The following is a 16516-nucleotide window of genomic DNA, read 5'->3' as shown; positions in this document are numbered from 1 at the left end:
AAAGAGATTACGAATTCGCTAAAAAATATAATTTACCAATAAAGATTGTAATAACATCTCAATTGAGTTCAGAGCATGTAAAATTGCCATATATTGAAGATGGCTATATGATTAACTCAGGTAACTTTAATGGAATGAAAAATACAGATGCATATGAAAAAATAGTTGATTATATTGCCGAAAATAAATTTGGAGAAAAAAAGATTAATTTTAGATTAAGAGACTGGTTAATTTCAAGACAGAGATACTGGGGAGCACCTATTCCAATAGTTTACTGCGAACATTGTGGCGAAATTCCAGTCCCAGAAGAACAACTACCAGTTCTGCTTCCTGAGGATGTTCAGTTTACAGGCAAGGGTGAGTCTCCAATTGCTACTTCTGAAACCTTTATTCATACTACTTGTCCAAAGTGTGGTGGAAAGGCAACGAGAGAAATAGACACAATGGATACATTTGTTTGTTCATCTTGGTATTATTTTAGGTATACTGATGCAAAAAATGAAAAAGAGGCCTTCAATTATGAAAAGGCAAAATACTGGATGGCTGTAGACCAATACGTTGGCGGTGTTGAACACGCAATACTTCATCTTTTATATTCGAGATTCTTTGCAAAGGCATTGTATGATTTCAATATATCTCCTGTAGACGAACCATTCACAAACCTTTTAACACAGGGAATGGTTTTAAAGGATGGAGCAAAGATGTCAAAGTCAAAGGGAAATATTGTAAGCCCTGAGGAAATAATAAGGGATTATGGTGCAGATACTGCAAGACTGTTCATACTTTTTGCAGCACCACCAGAGAGAGATCTTGAATGGAGTGACCAAGGGGTCGAAGGCTGTTTTAGATTCCTTAATAGAGTTTGGAGGCTGGTAGATGAATTAGCGCCTAAGTGCTCAGGGAGAAAAGAATTCAACTTAAGTGAATTGACAAAAGAAGACAAGGATATTAGAAGAGCTATTCATCAGACTGTCAAAAAGGTTACAGAGGACATATCACAAAGATTTAATTTCAATACAGCTATAAGCTCTGTAATGGAACTTGTTAATGCAATGTATCAATATAAGGATATTGAGAATCCAAATTACGGTATAATTGCAGAAGGAATTGAAAAGATGATTCTTGTTTTAGCACCGTTTGTTCCACATATTACAGAAGAATTGTGGCAAAAAATGGGACATAATAATAGCGTTCATGAAGAAAATTGGCCTAATTACGATGAAAAAGCGTTAGAATTAGATGAAATAGAAGTAGTAGTCCAGATTAACGGAAAATTAAGAGGAAAGATTATAGTTCCAGTTAATGCAGATAAAGATATGCTTTTATCAGCTGCAAAAAATGATAATAAGGTTAAGCCAGCTCTTGAAGGAAAAACTATTGTTAAGGAAATAGTTGTTCCTGGTAAATTAGTAAATATTGTTGTTAAATGATGGAGGTTACTATGGATAAGAAGGTAATATCTACAAATAATGCACCAGCAGCGATAGGTCCATATTCACAGGGCATTTTAGTTGGAGATATGATTTTTACATCAGGTCAGCTTCCAATTAATCCTGAAAGTGGCGAACTAATAGTTGATGATATTAAAAACGCAGCAGTTCAGTGTTTAGAAAACATTAAAGCAATCATCGAAGCTGCAGGTTCAACAATGCACAACATTGTAAAAACAACAGTCTTCTTAAAGGATTTAAACGACTTTGCTAAGGTTAACGAAGTTTATGCAGAATACTTTGTTGATAATATGCCTGCTAGATCAGCAGTGCAGGTTGCACGTCTTCCAAAGGATGCTCCTATTGAAATTGAAGCAATTGCAGTTATTAAATAATCTGATGAAACGATAAACTCAATAAGAAAAAAGGCCATCAAAAAAATATGATGGCCTTTTTTCAATAATAACACTGATAAATTTAAATTTATTTATTTTTAAGTAAATTTTTTTTCATCAATCTCCTACGTCTAACTGCGCGTATTTTTTTAAATGTTAAGTAGCCTAGTAAGAAGTAAATTGGTATCATAATCTTATTCGATAATTTTTTGCTATATTTTCCGTCACCTTTATACTTCAAATCATATATTGCACTTTGGTAACCTTCTCCTGCAATCAAAGGGACGGATTTAATTATAGTTCCATCCTTATACAACTCAATGTTTCCAAGGATGTCTCCCTTTGCAAATTCTTGAAGGTTACTATTTATGTTTATTTTTTTATAGATTGAGTGCAAATTTTCATTATTTTTTAGGTTAACATAAATATCATTTTGTGGATATAGAGGTATTCTTTTATCGTTAATGCTTATATAAGTTGCTGCCGTATTTTTATCTATTACCAAATAATCTTTAAACTCATTATAACCATAATTGAATAGGTTGATAACATCAGCATAATATGTAGCATCGCTTTTCAAAACTACAGCAATTAGAGTTCTTCCATTTTTAGTTGCTGAGCCTACAAATGAGTGCTTTGCCTTAATTGTATATCCAGTCTTTACGCCATCAGCCCATTCATAGTGATACCTCTTGTTGCCATTTAAAAGCTTATTATGATTGTAAATATACCTTGTCTCAGGTTGCTTGTTAGTTGGAGGTATTATATATTTTTTCTTAGCGATTATATCTCTGAAGGCTGGAAATTCAAATGCCTTTTTAGTTATAAGGTATAAATCATAAGCACTGGTATAGTGATTAAGGTCGTATAATCCAGTAGCATTTACAAAATTTGTATTTCTGCATCCTAGTTCCTCAGCTCTTTTTGTCATAAGTTTTGCAAATTCTTCTTCACTTCCCGATATATATTCTGCAATAGCTTGACCGGCATCATTGGCTGATTCAATCAATAATGCGTTTAATAGCTGCTCTATTGTCAATTCTTCGCCTTCTAAGAGGTATATTTTACTTCCGTCGGCAAAAGGCGGTTTACTACCAATAATAACCTTATCCTCAAGCTTGCATTTTTCAAGAGCTAATAATGCAGTCATTATTTTTGTTGTGCTAGCCATAGGCAATTTCAAATTTTTATTCTTTTCATATAATATTGTATCTGAATTCAAATCAACTAAGATTGCTCCTTCAGCAGAAATATTTAATTTGTTTTGAGCAAATGTTGTTTGTGAGAATAAAAAAAATAAAACCATAGCAACAAAAATCCTCTTCATGATAATCTCCTTCCGTCTAATTTAACAAATCTATTTTACCAAAAAAATAGAACTATATACAATGTTTATAATATAAATTTTATGTCTATATTAATAGACGAGGTGATTTTATGGAAATAACAAGAAGAGAAAAAATAGGCTTAGCTGTTTTTAGCACAATAATTTTATTGTTAATTTCAATTATTTACTATAGAGGTAGTAACAAAAATGATATAACTGTGGTAAGGCAGTCTGAGAACATAGAAACACAATCTAAGATTGAAAAGGACATAAAGGTATATATATGTGGTGAGGTAATTAAACCTGGCGTTTACTCTCTTAAAGATGGTGAAAGATTATACAAACTGATTGAACTTAGTGGTGGATTTACAGAAAACGCTGCAAAGGAAAATTTAAACTTAGCTATGAAACTAAAGGATGAAGACTATATTTTTGTCCCGAATAAGAATGTTCAAGTAACTAATAATGCTAATAATTCTGACAAAATAAATTTAAACACAGCAAACATTGAAGAACTTAAAAAATTGCCAAGAATAGGAGATGCTCTTGCCCAAAGAATAATAGATTTTAGAGAAAAAAATGGACCTTTTAAGGATATAAAGGATATTAAAAATGTAAGCGGAATAGGAGACAAGATGTTTGAAAGCATAAAAGATAAAATAACCGTCAGATAATGTTGAATTAAAACTTTATTTTGTATACAATTACATTTAGAAAGGATGTGATTGTATGGACAAAATAAAGTTGACTCAAATGACTCAAGCATCTGGCTGAGCTGCTAAAATAGGGCCGGAGGCCTTATCAGATATATTATCTAAACTTCCAAAATTTAATGATGATAGGCTATTAGTTGGCATAGAAACATCTGATGATGCTGCAGTATATAAATTAACTGACGATTACGCAATTATTCAAACGTTGGATTTTTTTACACCGGTTGTTGATGACCCTTATATGTTTGGTCAAATTGCAGCTACAAACTCATTGTCAGATGTATATGCTATGGGAGGTAAGCCCGTTCTTGCACTGAACATAGTAACATTCCCTCAATGTAAAGATATGAATATTCTTGGCGAAATATTGATGGGTGGAGCAGAAAAAGTAAAGGAGGCAGGAGCAATAGTAGTTGGTGGACATACTGTAGACGATGATGAACCCAAATACGGATTATCGGTAATGGGAACTGTTCATCCTGATAAAGTTCTTTCCAATGCAAATGCAAAGGTTGGAGATGTATTGATATTAACCAAACCTATTGGAACTGGTCTTATAAATACGGCAATAAAAGGCGAGATAGCTGAAGAAAAACATATAAAAGAAGCTGTTAAATATATGTCAACACTAAATAAGTATGCTGCAGAAATAGCATTTAAATACAATATAAATTCCTGCACTGATATAACAGGTTTTGGACTTGCAGGGCATGCGTTTGAGATGGCAAGCGGAAGCAATGTAAGCATAAGATTAATTAGCAGCAATATTAAATTTATTGATGGTGCAGTTGAATATGCAAAAATGGGCTTAGTTCCAGCTGGAACATACAGAAATAAAAGCTATATATCAGGAAAGTATATAAGTAAAATCTCTGAGGATTTTATGCTGGATTTAATTTTTGACCCACAAACTTCTGGAGGACTTATGTTCTCCCTGCCGGAGAGAGAAGGAATTAAACTATTGCATGAATTAAAAGAAAGTGGTATAGATGCATTTCTTGCAGGTTATGTCCAAAATCTTGAGGATAAACATATAATAATTGAATAAATAGGAGGCACCAAAATGGCTAATAATCAAAATTTATTATCAAAGCTTCCAAAGGTTGATAAGATTCTTTCAGAGCAAAGGATTATCAATTTAGATGTTCCAAGAAATTTACTTATGGATGCCATAAGAGAAACTCTTGATGATTACAGAGAAAATATTAAATCAGGTAAATTAAACGAAATAGATTATGAACAAATAATAAATGCTATTGTAACATTAACATATAATAAGAACAAAAATCATTTAAAAAGAGTTATTAATGCAACAGGAACAATACTACATACTAATCTTGGAAGAGCAGTTCTTTCAAAGTCTGCCATTGAAGCAGTTGTTGAAGTAGCAAGCAAGTTTAACAACCTGGAATTTGACCTTAATATGGGTGAAAGGGGTTCAAGGTATAGCCATGTTGAGAAAATAATATGCAAAATAACAGGAGCTGAAGCTGCTATGGTTGTTAACAACAATGCAGCTGCAGTAATGCTTGTGCTCTCAACTCTTTCTAAAGGAAAGGAAGCAATAGTATCAAGAGGACAGCTTGTTGAGATAGGAGGCTCATTTAGAGTTCCAGCTGTCATGGAACAAAGCGGAGCTAAATTGATAGAAGTTGGAACTACTAATAAAACGCACCTATTTGACTATGAAAATGCTATAACTGAAAACACAGGGATAATTTTAAAGGTTCATCAGAGCAATTTTAAAGTATTAGGCTTTACAAAGGAAGTTGCTCTTGAAGAATTAGTAGAACTCGGCCAAAAATATAATATACCTGTTGTAGAAGATATAGGAAGCGGTGTTTTGATTGATTTTTCAAAGTATAGTTTGAGTTATGAACCAACAGTTCAAGAAAGCATTAAAAAGGGCGCTGATGTTGTAACTTTTAGCGGGGATAAACTTCTTGGAGGGCCTCAAGCTGGCATTATAGTTGGAAAGAAAAAATACATTGACATGATGAAGAAAAATCAGTTAACGAGGGCGCTCAGAATTGATAAAATGACGCTTGCAGCGCTTGAGGCGACGTTTAAACTATATATTGATGAGGAGAAGGCGATTAAGGAAATACCATCATTAAACATGATTACAATGGATATTTCTACAGTTCAAAAGAAAGCAAAAAAACTACAGAGGCTTTTAAAAAATAAATTAAAATTAAAAGCAAAAATAAATATTCAAAGCGATGTTTCCCAATTTGGTGGAGGAGCGATGCCTCTTGAAACAATACCTACATATGTTGTAAGCATAAAACCAAATGATAAAAAAATAGAAGAAGTAGAAAAATGTTTAAGGATGCAAGATATTCCTATTATAGTTAGAGTCTATAAAGAACAGATTTTGTTGGATTTGAGAACTATTTTTGAAGATGAATATGAAATAATAGTAAATTCATTTGATAAAATTTTATAGCTTAAAGGAGTGAAAAGATGAGACATGTCATAATAGGAACTGCAGGACACATTGATCACGGCAAAACAACGCTAATTAAGGCATTAACCGGACATGATACGGATACATTGAGGGAAGAAAAGGAAAGAGGAATATCAATTAATCTTGGGTTTACATATTTTGATTTGCCATCAGGCAGAAGAGCAGGAATAGTTGACGTTCCTGGGCACGAAAGATTTATAAAGAACATGCTTGCAGGCGTGACAGGAATCGATGTTGTTTTGCTTGTAATAGCAGCAGATGAGGGGGTAATGCCTCAAACCCAGGAACATTTGAATATATTAAACCTTCTTGATATAAAAAAAGGCATAGTAGTAATAACTAAAAAGGACCTTGTGGATGACGAATGGATAAAATTGGTAACAGAAGACGTGAAAGCTGCGATAAAAAATACTTTTCTTAAGGATGCACCAATTATTCCTGTATCATCCCACACAGGCGAAGGACTTGATAAATTAGTCAATACTATTGAAGAAATGACACAAAATATAGAAGATAGAGATATTTTAACTACCTTTAGAGTTCCTATAGATAGAGTGTTCACAGTCAGCGGTTTCGGCACAGTAATTACAGGAACATTAATATCTGGAACAATAAGTGAAGGCGATATTGTCGAAATATATCCAAAGGGTATAATTAGCAAAGTCAGAGGAATACAGGTTCATGAAAAGTCAGTTGAGAAAGCTGAGGCAGGTCAGAGAGTTGCTATCAATCTTGCTAACATTAAGAAAGACGAAATAGAACGCGGAGATGTATTATCAAAACCTGAGTCCTTAAAGGTTTCTCATATGATTGACTGCAGATTGAATTATTTAAAGGACGCTAAACATCCTCTTGAAAACAGGGATAGAGTAAGAATATACCATGGAACAAGTGAAATATTGGGAAGGGTTGTTATTTTAGATAAAGAGATAGTAAATCCAGGTGATACTGCGCTTATCCAAATAAGGCTGGAATCTCCTATATCGGCTTTAAGAGGTGACAAATATATTATAAGAAGTTATTCACCTATGATGACGATAGGTGGAGGAACTATACTTGATGCAGCTCCTGAAAAACATAAACCATTTGATAAAGAAGTCATTGATGCACTGCTACTCAAGGAAAAGGGAGACCCAAAGGAAATAGTAGAGCAAACTATTAAAGCTAACAGCCATATGTTTATTGATTTTGAACAATTAAACAAGTTGATAGGTAAAAGTTTTGTAAATTTAAACCAATTTATTGAAGAAATTATTTCAGAAGGAAAGGTGATAAAAATTTCTTCAAGTGACGCTGATATATATTTCCATAAAACCTACATAGAGGAAATTAAAACTAAGATAAATGAAATATTAATAGATTTTTATAAACAAAATCCACTTAAATTTGGAATTCCTAAGGAAGAATTTAAGAATAGAATATTTGGAAAGAATATCAAACAAAAATTATTTGACAACATACTTGAATATTTCAGCAAAGACTTAATAGAAATACAGGGGGCTATTGTTGGCTCAAAGGGTAGAGAAATAAAATTAGAAAAAAGGCAGGAAGAAATCAAAACAAGGATACTTGAGCAATTTATTTCTTCAGCTTATCAACCTCCAAAGCCGGATGAAATATTTAAAAAATTTGGAAGAGAAGAAAAAACTGCAAAAATGGTATTTGAGGCTATAGTAGACTTTGGAATATTAGTTAAAATCGATGAAGAAATATATATTACAAAGGAAAACTACGACAATGCAAGACAAATGGTCATTGATTTTATTAAAAATGAAGGAAGCATTACTGCTGCCCAATTTAGAGATATGATAAATGCTAGTCGAAAATATGCAGTTGCAATTTTAGAACATTTTGATTCGATAAAGCTCACTAAAAGAGTCGAAGACAAGAGGATATTGGTGACATTCACTTGATTTCTTGAGTTCTTGAATTGTTTGTCAATTTGTACAAATACTAAGAATACGTAAAAGTCCCATGAATGAAAAAAGGGTCTTGCTCACTAATAAGCGAGTTTTCTTTTAAAATCATTCATGGGACTTTATCATAACATATTTGCTTACTTAAAAAATACAAAAAAATGGCGGGAGTATGTGGGAATCGAACCCACCCGACGTGGTCCTAGCACGTCAACACGGTTTTGAAGACCGGCAGGCACACCAGCACCTATCTACTCCCATCATTCGACAAATATTATTTTATTAAAGTATTCTATATTTGTCAATGTAATTATTGATAAAATTAATTATTTTTCTTATTATATTATTATACAACTAATAGCTTGTTGAGGTGACAAAATGCAAATTTTTTTACAACATTTCATTGAATTTATACAAAAATTCGGGATAATTGGGTTATCAGCTTTATCATTTGCAGAATCATCTTTCTTTCCAATCCCGCCTGATGTAGTGCTACTTCCTATGATGTTTTTTAATCCAAAATTATCTTTTGTTTATGCATTTATAACAACCGCAACCTCTGTATTGGGTGGAATTCTGGGATACTTTATTGGTAAAAAATTAGGACGACCAATACTATATAAGATATTCAAAAAAGAGAAAATAAACAAAGTAGAATTTTATTTTAAAAACTATGGGGGTTGGGCAGTAGCTATAGCTGGTTTTACTCCAATACCATATAAGATTTTTACAATTTCTGCAGGTGTATTCAATGTTCCTATTTCTGTATTTACAATTGCTTCAATAATAGGAAGAGGTTTAAGATTTTTTATTGAAGCTTTTTTAGTTTATTTTTTAGGTGATACAGCAAAATACCTTCTTACAAACTACTTTGAGGTAATAACTGTTGTAATATCTTTGTTACTATTTATATTTTATTTAATATTTAAGCAAGTGAAAAATAACAGAATATCAAAAACTACTAAAAATAATATTAAGAGAATTTATTTAAATACATACGACTTCTTTTTAAAATATAAGACTATCGATAAAATTACTTTTTATTATTTAACTGGCATCTTATTATCTTTATTTTCATTGATGTTCATATTTGAACTTATAGAGGATTTTAGTTTCAATGTATTTTATAGAATTGATAACTATATTTTTGATAATCTGATGAAAATAAGAAATCCTATACTAAATCTAATAATGGAAACAATTACAAGGACAGGGGACTATTATTTTGTCATAATTATTACGATAATTATTATAGTAGTTCTTTATAAGAATAGAAAAAAAGCCTTAACTTTTTTCTTTGGCATCAATATATTGATTGTATGGTTATTTAATGAAGCATTAAAAGCAATATTTCAACGTCCACGACCTGATTTTTCAAGGCTAATTTCTCAAAGTGGATATAGTTTCCCTAGTGGACATGCAATGATTTTTTTAACTTGGTCGCTATTGTATATTTTGTTAGTCAACGATTCATTTAATTATAGAAAAAAGAGATGCATTAATATTTGTATTATTTTATATTCACTATTAGTGGGACTTAGTAGGGTATATTTAGGGGTGCATTATTTTAGCGATGTATTGGCAGGATGGCTTGTGGCTATAATTTACTCTTTTTCAGCTTATTTAGTGTATAATAAAATTGTTAAATAATTTTTAAAAATGGGGGGATTATTTTGGTTTTTACTGGCATAACAAGAGAAGAAGCGATTGAAAAGGCTAATAAAGTGATAAACATTGAGGATTATGAACATGAAATAAAATTCGAAAACTCTCTTTATATTATCAATATTTTAGGGAAGAAAACTAAAATTGGCATAAAAAATGGTGAGATTTATTTTGAAGAAGGTGATTTCCCAGCAGTGTTGATTCCAGGCAAGGGGGTTGAAGTAATTTTAAACGATGAAAAAGTTACAAAAAAAGTAGAAGTTACAAATTCAGATAAAGTTAGAATTATTCCGCTCAAAATTGAAGGTAAAAGAAATATGAATTTAACTATAAGTGAGGATAGATTAACGGCAACTCTCAAAGTTGAATATGAGCCTTATTTAGAGTATGAGATTCATGATATGATTCCTCAAACTCAACTTATTGTGGAAGGCAAAATTAAGAACGAAGCTTATTATAAATTTAAACGGGAAGAAGTAGAAGAAATTTTAAAGAAAAATAACATTTGTTATGGTATAAAAAGAGATGCACTAGAAGAGGCACTAAATGGAGGAATTTTCATTATAGCTGAGGGAAGAAAACCATCAGAAGCAATAGACGATAAGATTATATATTATTTTGGCATAGATAAAAATAAGGCAATAGATGAAAATGAGAAGGTGGACTTTTTTAACAGAGAAGTATTTGAATATGTGGAGGTAGGAACAATATTAGCAGAAAAAGTGGAGGGAAAAGATGGAGTTCCGGGTATTGATGTTCATTGTAAACCAATTAAACCAAACAAGAGAAAAATTCTAAATTTAAACGCTGGCGTTGGTTGTCAGTTAGAAGGCAACAAGGTTGTTGCATCTATAAGTGGAATGCCTGAAAATAAATCAAATAAGATATGTGTTTTTGACGTATTAAGCATTAATGGAAATATAGACATTAAAACTGGAAATATAAAATACGATGGAAATGTTGTTGTGAAAGGCTCGTTAACTGACGGATTTAAAATTGAATCAGGAAATACAGTTACGATAATGGGGGATGTTACAAATGCAGAAATCTGCGCAGCAGGGAACATTATAATAAATAAAAACGTAATATCGTCAAAAATAAAAGCAGGCTCAGCAGAATTAAATACTGAAAAGGCTATAAACTATTTAAAAGACGCGTTTGAGGCATATTCAAATTCAATAAATGCATTTTCAGAATTATTAAAGATAGGAAAAGTAAAACCTGATAAAAACATAGGTCAAATACTCAAATTGATTTTAGAGTCGAAATATCCATTAAAGTTTAACGAACTATCTAATTATGACTATTTTTTTACTAAATATATTCAAGGAGAATTGCTTGTTGCGTGGAAAAATCTTTATGCTATTTTTATGGACATAAGAAACAATGAATTAACAGATTTTAGCCGAATAACTAGTGTTTTATCTCAAACCAAAAATACTATAGATAGTTTTGAAATAAGTTTTTCTCCAGCAGATGTTTATATAATATACTGTCAAAATTCAGAAATATTTGCAAGCCACAATGTAGAAATTAAGGGAAAAGGTTGCTATAATACTACAATAACAGCAAAAAATGATATCATTTTTCATGCTGATGGCAGCGTTTTTAGGGGAGGTCAGGCGGTTGCTAATGGCAATATCAAATTAAAAGAAGTAGGCTCTCATGCGGGAGTTCTAACTGTTTTAAAAACTTCCAAAAGAGGAGTTATAGAAGCAAACATTGCTTTTCAAAACACTGTATTATATTTTGATGAAATGATTTATAAAATTGATTATCCAGTAAAATCATTAAGGGCTTTTTACAAGAACGGGGAGTTGTTTGTCGAGAAATTAAAATATGAGGGGTGAGAATATGAGCACTGAAAACAAAATTGTTATTTTTAAACTTGACAATGAAGAATTTGCAGCCGACATTTCTCAGGTTGAAAGAATATTAAGCTATATTGAGCCTACTAAAATACCTGAATCACCTGATTATGTTCTGGGGGTAATTAACTACCAAAATAATATAATACCAATAATTGACCTGAGAAAAAGATTTGGTTTACCTAATCGTGATGAAACAAAGGATAAAAAAATTATTGTAGTTAGGTTTGAAAATAAAAATATAGGACTCGTTGTAGACAATGTATCAGAGGTTCTAGACATAGATACGAAAAACATGGAAGAATCTCCTGATTTGATAAGAGGAAAAGAAAATAAATATTTATCGAATATTATAAAATTGCAAAATAGAATTATCATGATGATAAATACTGAGAAAATAATTTCAAAAGAAGAAATTGCTGAATTAGAAATTTAGCCACAATGGAGTAGATAGCATGGAGTTAAATGAAATCAAGGTAGGGATAGGGGACTTAAATGTAGCTTTTCCACCCACAAAGTTAATAACAATAGGACTTGGTTCATGTATTGGAATCGCATTATATGATCAATATAATAAAATAGCGGGGCTTGCTCATATAATGCTGCCTGAAAGCAACAAATTTACAAACAACTCAAATCCTATGAAATTTGCAGATTTAGCAATACCTATGTTGGTTGAAAAAATGGTAAATTCAGGAGCTAAAATTAACTACATTAAAGCCAAAATTGCAGGTGGAGCTAGTATGTTTGCCTTTGCTGACAAATCTGCAAGTATGGATATTGGAAACAGAAATGCCGAAGCTGTAAAACAAGCATTACAAAAACTGAAAATTCCAATAATAGCTGAAGATTTAGGTGGTAATTTTGGTAGAACAATGATTCTTGAATCAGATAGCGGTAAGGTATTTATTAAGACAGTTGGCAAAGGGATAAAGGAGTTGTAATTATGTTCGAAAAAATAAAAGTCCTTGTTGTCGATGATTCTGCTTTTATGAGAAAGATGATTTCGGATATGATAAATAGCGAGTTGGATATGGAAGTAGTCGACACAGCTAAGGATGGAGAAATAGCAATAGATAAAATATTAAAATTAAACCCTGATGTCGTTACCTTAGATGTTGAAATGCCTAAAAAAAACGGGCTTGAAGTTCTAAAGGCCGTAAAAGGAAGAACGTCTGCACAAGTTATAATGCTCAGCAGTTTAACATCTGAAGGTTCTGCAATTACACTAGAAGCACTTCAAATAGGTGCCTTTGATTTTATTCAAAAACCATCTGGGTCAATTTCTTTAGATATTAACAAGGTAAAGGATGACCTTGTTGAAAAAATTAGATATGCCAAATCATCCAACAAAAAAAATAAGGGAAAAATTCAATCAGCAACCATAACACAATCCAAGTTGAAACCTTCAAATAGAATTGACGCAGTTGTAATTGGTGCTTCAACAGGTGGTCCTAAGGTGTTATATGAAATTCTTACTGTTTTGCCAGGAAATTTAGAAGTTCCAATATTTGTAGTTCAACATATGCCTGCAGGTTTTACTAAGGCATTTGCTGAAAGGATTGATAAAAACAGCAATTTGCGCACATTAGAGGCAGCTGATAATTTAATTATTGAAAAAAATAAAATATATATAGCGCCTGGCGGTTACCATATGATAATAGAAGGCAATAAAGTTAGACTTGATTTATCACCAACTATGCATGGCGTAAGACCAGCTGTTGACAAACTTTTCTTTTCTGCAGCGGAAAAATATAGGAGCAATTTGCTTGCTGTAATATTAACTGGAATGGGAAGAGATGGTGCTGACGGTGTAAGAGAAATTAAAAGGTATGGAGGAACTATTATAGCTCAGGATGAATATACATCCACTGTGTATGGCATGCCAAAATCAGCTTATGAAACTGGCTGTGTTGATATAGTTTTACCAGATAATAAAGTTGCGGATGAAATTACAAAAATTGTTCGGGGGAATTACTAATGGAATTTAAAAAAATAGAACAATTCGTTCTTAAGGAATACAGTATTGATTTGTCAGCATATAAATCAAAACAATTGCTAAGACGAGTTGAAAGCTTTATGACAAGAGCTGGTGCTAAGGATGAAGATGAATTTATACTAAAGCTAAAAACAGATAGTGCTTTAAGTAAGAAATTCTTAGACCATTTAACAATAAATGTATCGGAGTTTTTTAGAAATAAAGATTTATTTCTTGAGCTTGAAGGAAAAATAAAAGAACAGCTGCATCCTGAAAAAAGAACTTTGAAGATTTGGAGCGCAGCTTGTTCAAATGGTGCTGAACCATATACGCTTGCAATCATCCTAGATAAGCTAACTCCAAATAAAAAGCATAATATACTGGCAACTGACATTGATACAACGATTTTGGAAGTTGCTAAAAGAGGCATTTATAAACAATCAGATGTAAAAAACGTAGATAATGAATTATTAAATAAATATTTTCAACATAAAGACGATAACTATATTATTAAGGATTTTATAAAAGAAAGAGTTACATTTAAAAAACACGATTTAATTCTTGACAGATATGAGAATGACTTTGATTTGATTGTATGTAGAAATGTTGTAATATATTTTACTCAGGAAATAAAAAATCAGATTTATAAAAAATTCTTTAATGCTATGAAACCAGGTGCACTTCTTTTTGTCGGTGCAACTGAAAGCATCTATAATTATAAAGAGTTTGGTTTTGAAAAAGCATCCACATTTATTTATCGAAAACCGGGAGGCGTTTAATTATGGATATGTCTCAATATCTGGATATTTTTCTTGAAGAATCTAATGAGAATCTTCAAAGACTTAATGACGGAATGTTAGAACTAGAAAAAAATCCTGAAGATAAGGAAATAATAAATACAATTTTTAGAGCAGCGCATACGCTTAAGGGTATGGCAGGAAGCATGGGATTTGAAAAAATACAAGATTTAACTCATAAAATGGAAAATGTATTAGATAAATTTAGAAACGACCAGTTGAGAGTTAATTCAGATATTATTACAATATTGTTTAAGTGTCTTGATAAATTGCAGGAAATGATTGAAAATATACAGAACAAGGGAACTGAAGATGCAGAAATAACGGACATTATTGAGGAACTTGTAAAAATAGAAAAAGGTCAAGCTAATATAGAACAAAAACCAACCAAAAAAATAGAAATTCAATTAAATGAATTTGATGAGGACTTAATAAAGCAGGCTTTAGAAAAAAATTATAATATTTATAACATTAAGGTAACCATATATAAAGATACTATATTAAAGTCTGCACGTGCATTCCTTGTTTATAAAACTCTTGAAGATATTGGTGAGATTATCAAATCAGTTCCTTCTGTCGATGACTTAGAAAAGGAAAATTTTGAACAAGAATTTTACATGATGGTGATAACACAAAAAACTAGCGATGAAATAAAGGATAAAATAGTCAGCATATCAGAAATCGAAGGCGTTGATATTGAGGATATAGCTCAGAAATATAAGAGCAAAATAACATCAAAACAAGTAGAAAATGTTGAAGTTGAAAAACATGTTGCAACAGAAAAACCAAAACAAGAAGAAGAAAAAACTGTAAAAAAAATACATCAATCAGTAAGGGTTGACCTTGAAAGACTCGATAAGTTTATGAATCTAGTTGGGGAGCTTGTAATTCACAGAACCAGACTAGAACAGATTAGTAGTAGTTTTAAATCAGCTGAATTGCATGAAACATTAGAGCAAGTAGGAAGAATCACTACGGACTTGCAAGATCTTGTTATGAAGGTTAGAATGTTACCAATAGAAAAAGTATTTAACCGATTCCCAAGAATGGTGAGGGACCTTGCACAGGAGCTTGGTAAGGAAATTGAATTCATTGTTCAGGGAGAAGAAACAGAACTTGATAGGACTGTAATTGATGAAATAGGCGAGCCGCTTGTGCATCTTCTTAGAAATGCAATTGACCATGGAATTGAAACAGTTGATGAAAGAATTAAATCTGGAAAACCTTCAAAGGGAACAGTTAGATTAGTTGCTTATCAAGAAGGAAATAAGGCTGTTATCAAAATTGAAGATGATGGCAAAGGTATAGACCCAGAAAAATTAAGAAAGAAGGCAAAGCAGCTTGGAATAAATACTGAAGGGATGGATGAACAAGATTTAAGAAACCTTATATTCCTTCAGGGATTTAGCACAAGTGAAAAGGTTACTGACGTATCAGGCCGTGGTGTAGGAATGGATGTCGTTAAGACTAAAATAACAGCGCTTGGTGGAACAATAGATTTAATCAGTGAAGTTGGAAAGGGAACAGCTTTTATAATTAGGCTTCCATTGACATTATCTATTATTCAAGCATTGCTAGTTAAAGTTGCAGAAGAAACTTTTGCAATATCGCTTGGCTTTATTGACAGAGTCATTAATATTAATCTCGCAGAAATTAAGAAGACTAATAATAAAGAGGTTATAATTTATAGAAACAATGTAATACCATTGATAAGGCTTTCTGAAAGACTTAATTTAGAATCAGTTGATAGTGAAAATAAATTTGTTGTTATTGTTAGAGTTGGTGAAAAAACAATTGGTCTTTTGGTTGATACACTACTTGGACAACAAGAAATAGTTATTAAACCTCTAGGCAAAATGCTTCAAAACTTAAAGGAATATGTTGGTGCAACAATTCTTGGAGATGGTTTAGTGACGTTGATTTTGGATGTTGCAGCCTTGGTATAAGAGGGGGATTG

General features: G+C 31.8%; 14 protein-coding genes and 1 tRNA gene. 13 read left to right on the top strand and 2 right to left on the bottom strand.

Annotated features, from left to right (window positions below; translation table 11 throughout):
* Together ABG79_RS11015 and ABG79_RS11010 are read left to right on the top strand one after the other, a co-directional pair.
* Nucleotides 1-1430 (top strand): class I tRNA ligase family protein (locus ABG79_RS11015; protein WP_083490428.1); only part of this gene is annotated, 1430 nt, incomplete at its 5' end.
* Between the two features lie 11 nt (nt 1431-1441).
* Nucleotides 1442-1825 (top strand): RidA family protein, encoded by a 384-nt coding sequence (locus tag ABG79_RS11010; protein WP_057979521.1) that lies wholly within the window; start codon nt 1442-1444, stop codon nt 1823-1825.
* An 88-nt stretch (nt 1826-1913) separates the two neighbouring features.
* On the opposite strand, the gene ABG79_RS11005 is transcribed toward ABG79_RS11010, so the two are convergent.
* Nucleotides 1914-3152 carry a D-alanyl-D-alanine carboxypeptidase family protein gene (locus ABG79_RS11005; protein ID WP_057979520.1) on the bottom strand — a complete coding sequence of 413 codons (1239 nt, stop codon included), beginning with the start codon at nt 3150-3152 and terminating at the stop codon, nt 1914-1916.
* Between the two features lie 110 nt (nt 3153-3262).
* Here ABG79_RS11005 and ABG79_RS11000 point away from each other — a divergent pair, with 110 nt between their 5' ends.
* Genes ABG79_RS11000 through selB form a run of 4 tightly spaced genes read left to right on the top strand, consistent with a single transcriptional unit; the run spans nt 3263 to nt 8248 of the window.
* Nucleotides 3263-3826 (top strand): ComEA family DNA-binding protein, encoded by a 564-nt coding sequence (locus ABG79_RS11000; RefSeq protein WP_057979519.1) that lies wholly within the window; start codon nt 3263-3265, stop codon nt 3824-3826.
* Between the two features lie 55 nt (nt 3827-3881).
* Nucleotides 3882-4913 (top strand): selenide, water dikinase SelD, encoded by a 1032-nt coding sequence (gene selD / locus ABG79_RS10995; protein ID WP_083490427.1) that lies wholly within the window; start codon nt 3882-3884, stop codon nt 4911-4913.
* Nucleotides 4914-4928: 15 nt separating this feature from the next.
* Nucleotides 4929-6314 (top strand): L-seryl-tRNA(Sec) selenium transferase, encoded by a 1386-nt coding sequence (gene selA / locus ABG79_RS10990; RefSeq protein WP_057979517.1) that lies wholly within the window; start codon nt 4929-4931, stop codon nt 6312-6314.
* 17 nt (nt 6315-6331) lie between these two features.
* Nucleotides 6332-8248 (top strand): selenocysteine-specific translation elongation factor, encoded by a 1917-nt coding sequence (gene selB / locus ABG79_RS10985; protein ID WP_057979516.1) that lies wholly within the window; start codon nt 6332-6334, stop codon nt 8246-8248.
* Between the two features lie 165 nt (nt 8249-8413).
* Here selB and ABG79_RS10980 read toward each other — a convergent pair.
* Nucleotides 8414-8510: transfer RNA gene (locus tag ABG79_RS10980), tRNA-Sec, on the bottom strand.
* A gap of 119 nt (nt 8511-8629) precedes the next feature.
* On the opposite strand from ABG79_RS10980, the gene ABG79_RS12315 reads away from it, so the two are divergent.
* Genes ABG79_RS12315 through ABG79_RS10945 form a run of 7 tightly spaced genes read left to right on the top strand, consistent with a single transcriptional unit; the run spans nt 8630 to nt 16505 of the window.
* Nucleotides 8630-9901 carry a phosphatase PAP2 family protein gene (locus ABG79_RS12315; RefSeq protein ID WP_083490426.1) on the top strand — a complete coding sequence of 424 codons (1272 nt, stop codon included), beginning with the start codon at nt 8630-8632 and terminating at the stop codon, nt 9899-9901.
* A 23-nt stretch (nt 9902-9924) separates the two neighbouring features.
* Nucleotides 9925-11766 (top strand): DUF342 domain-containing protein, encoded by a 1842-nt coding sequence (locus tag ABG79_RS10970; RefSeq protein WP_057979515.1) that lies wholly within the window; start codon nt 9925-9927, stop codon nt 11764-11766.
* A gap of 4 nt (nt 11767-11770) precedes the next feature.
* Nucleotides 11771-12220, top strand: coding sequence for a chemotaxis protein CheW (locus ABG79_RS10965; protein WP_057979514.1), 450 nt, complete (start codon nt 11771-11773; stop codon nt 12218-12220).
* Nucleotides 12221-12239: 19 nt separating this feature from the next.
* Nucleotides 12240-12728 (top strand): chemotaxis protein CheD, encoded by a 489-nt coding sequence (locus ABG79_RS10960; RefSeq protein ID WP_057979513.1) that lies wholly within the window; start codon nt 12240-12242, stop codon nt 12726-12728.
* A gap of 2 nt (nt 12729-12730) precedes the next feature.
* On the top strand, nt 12731-13765 hold the full coding sequence (locus ABG79_RS10955; RefSeq protein WP_057979512.1) for a protein-glutamate methylesterase/protein-glutamine glutaminase: 1035 nt from the start codon (nt 12731-12733) through the stop codon (nt 13763-13765).
* The gene (locus tag ABG79_RS10950) at nt 13765-14541 is read left to right on the top strand and encodes a CheR family methyltransferase (RefSeq protein ID WP_057979511.1); all 777 of its coding nucleotides are present in this window, start codon (nt 13765-13767) and stop codon (nt 14539-14541) included. The genes ABG79_RS10955 and ABG79_RS10950 overlap by 1 nt, the downstream gene beginning before the upstream one ends.
* Nucleotides 14542-14543: 2 nt before the next feature.
* Nucleotides 14544-16505, top strand: a complete 1962-nt coding sequence (locus tag ABG79_RS10945) for a chemotaxis protein CheA (RefSeq protein ID WP_057979510.1) — start codon at nt 14544-14546, stop codon at nt 16503-16505.
* The last annotated feature ends 11 nt before the right edge of the window (nt 16506-16516 follow it).

It is taken from the genome of Caloramator mitchellensis (assembly GCF_001440545.1).
GTDB classification, from domain to species: Bacteria; Bacillota; Clostridia; order Clostridiales; family Caloramatoraceae; genus Caloramator; species Caloramator mitchellensis.
Note: the sequence above shows the minus strand (reverse complement) of the source record. Positions and strands in the feature narration are given on the sequence as shown.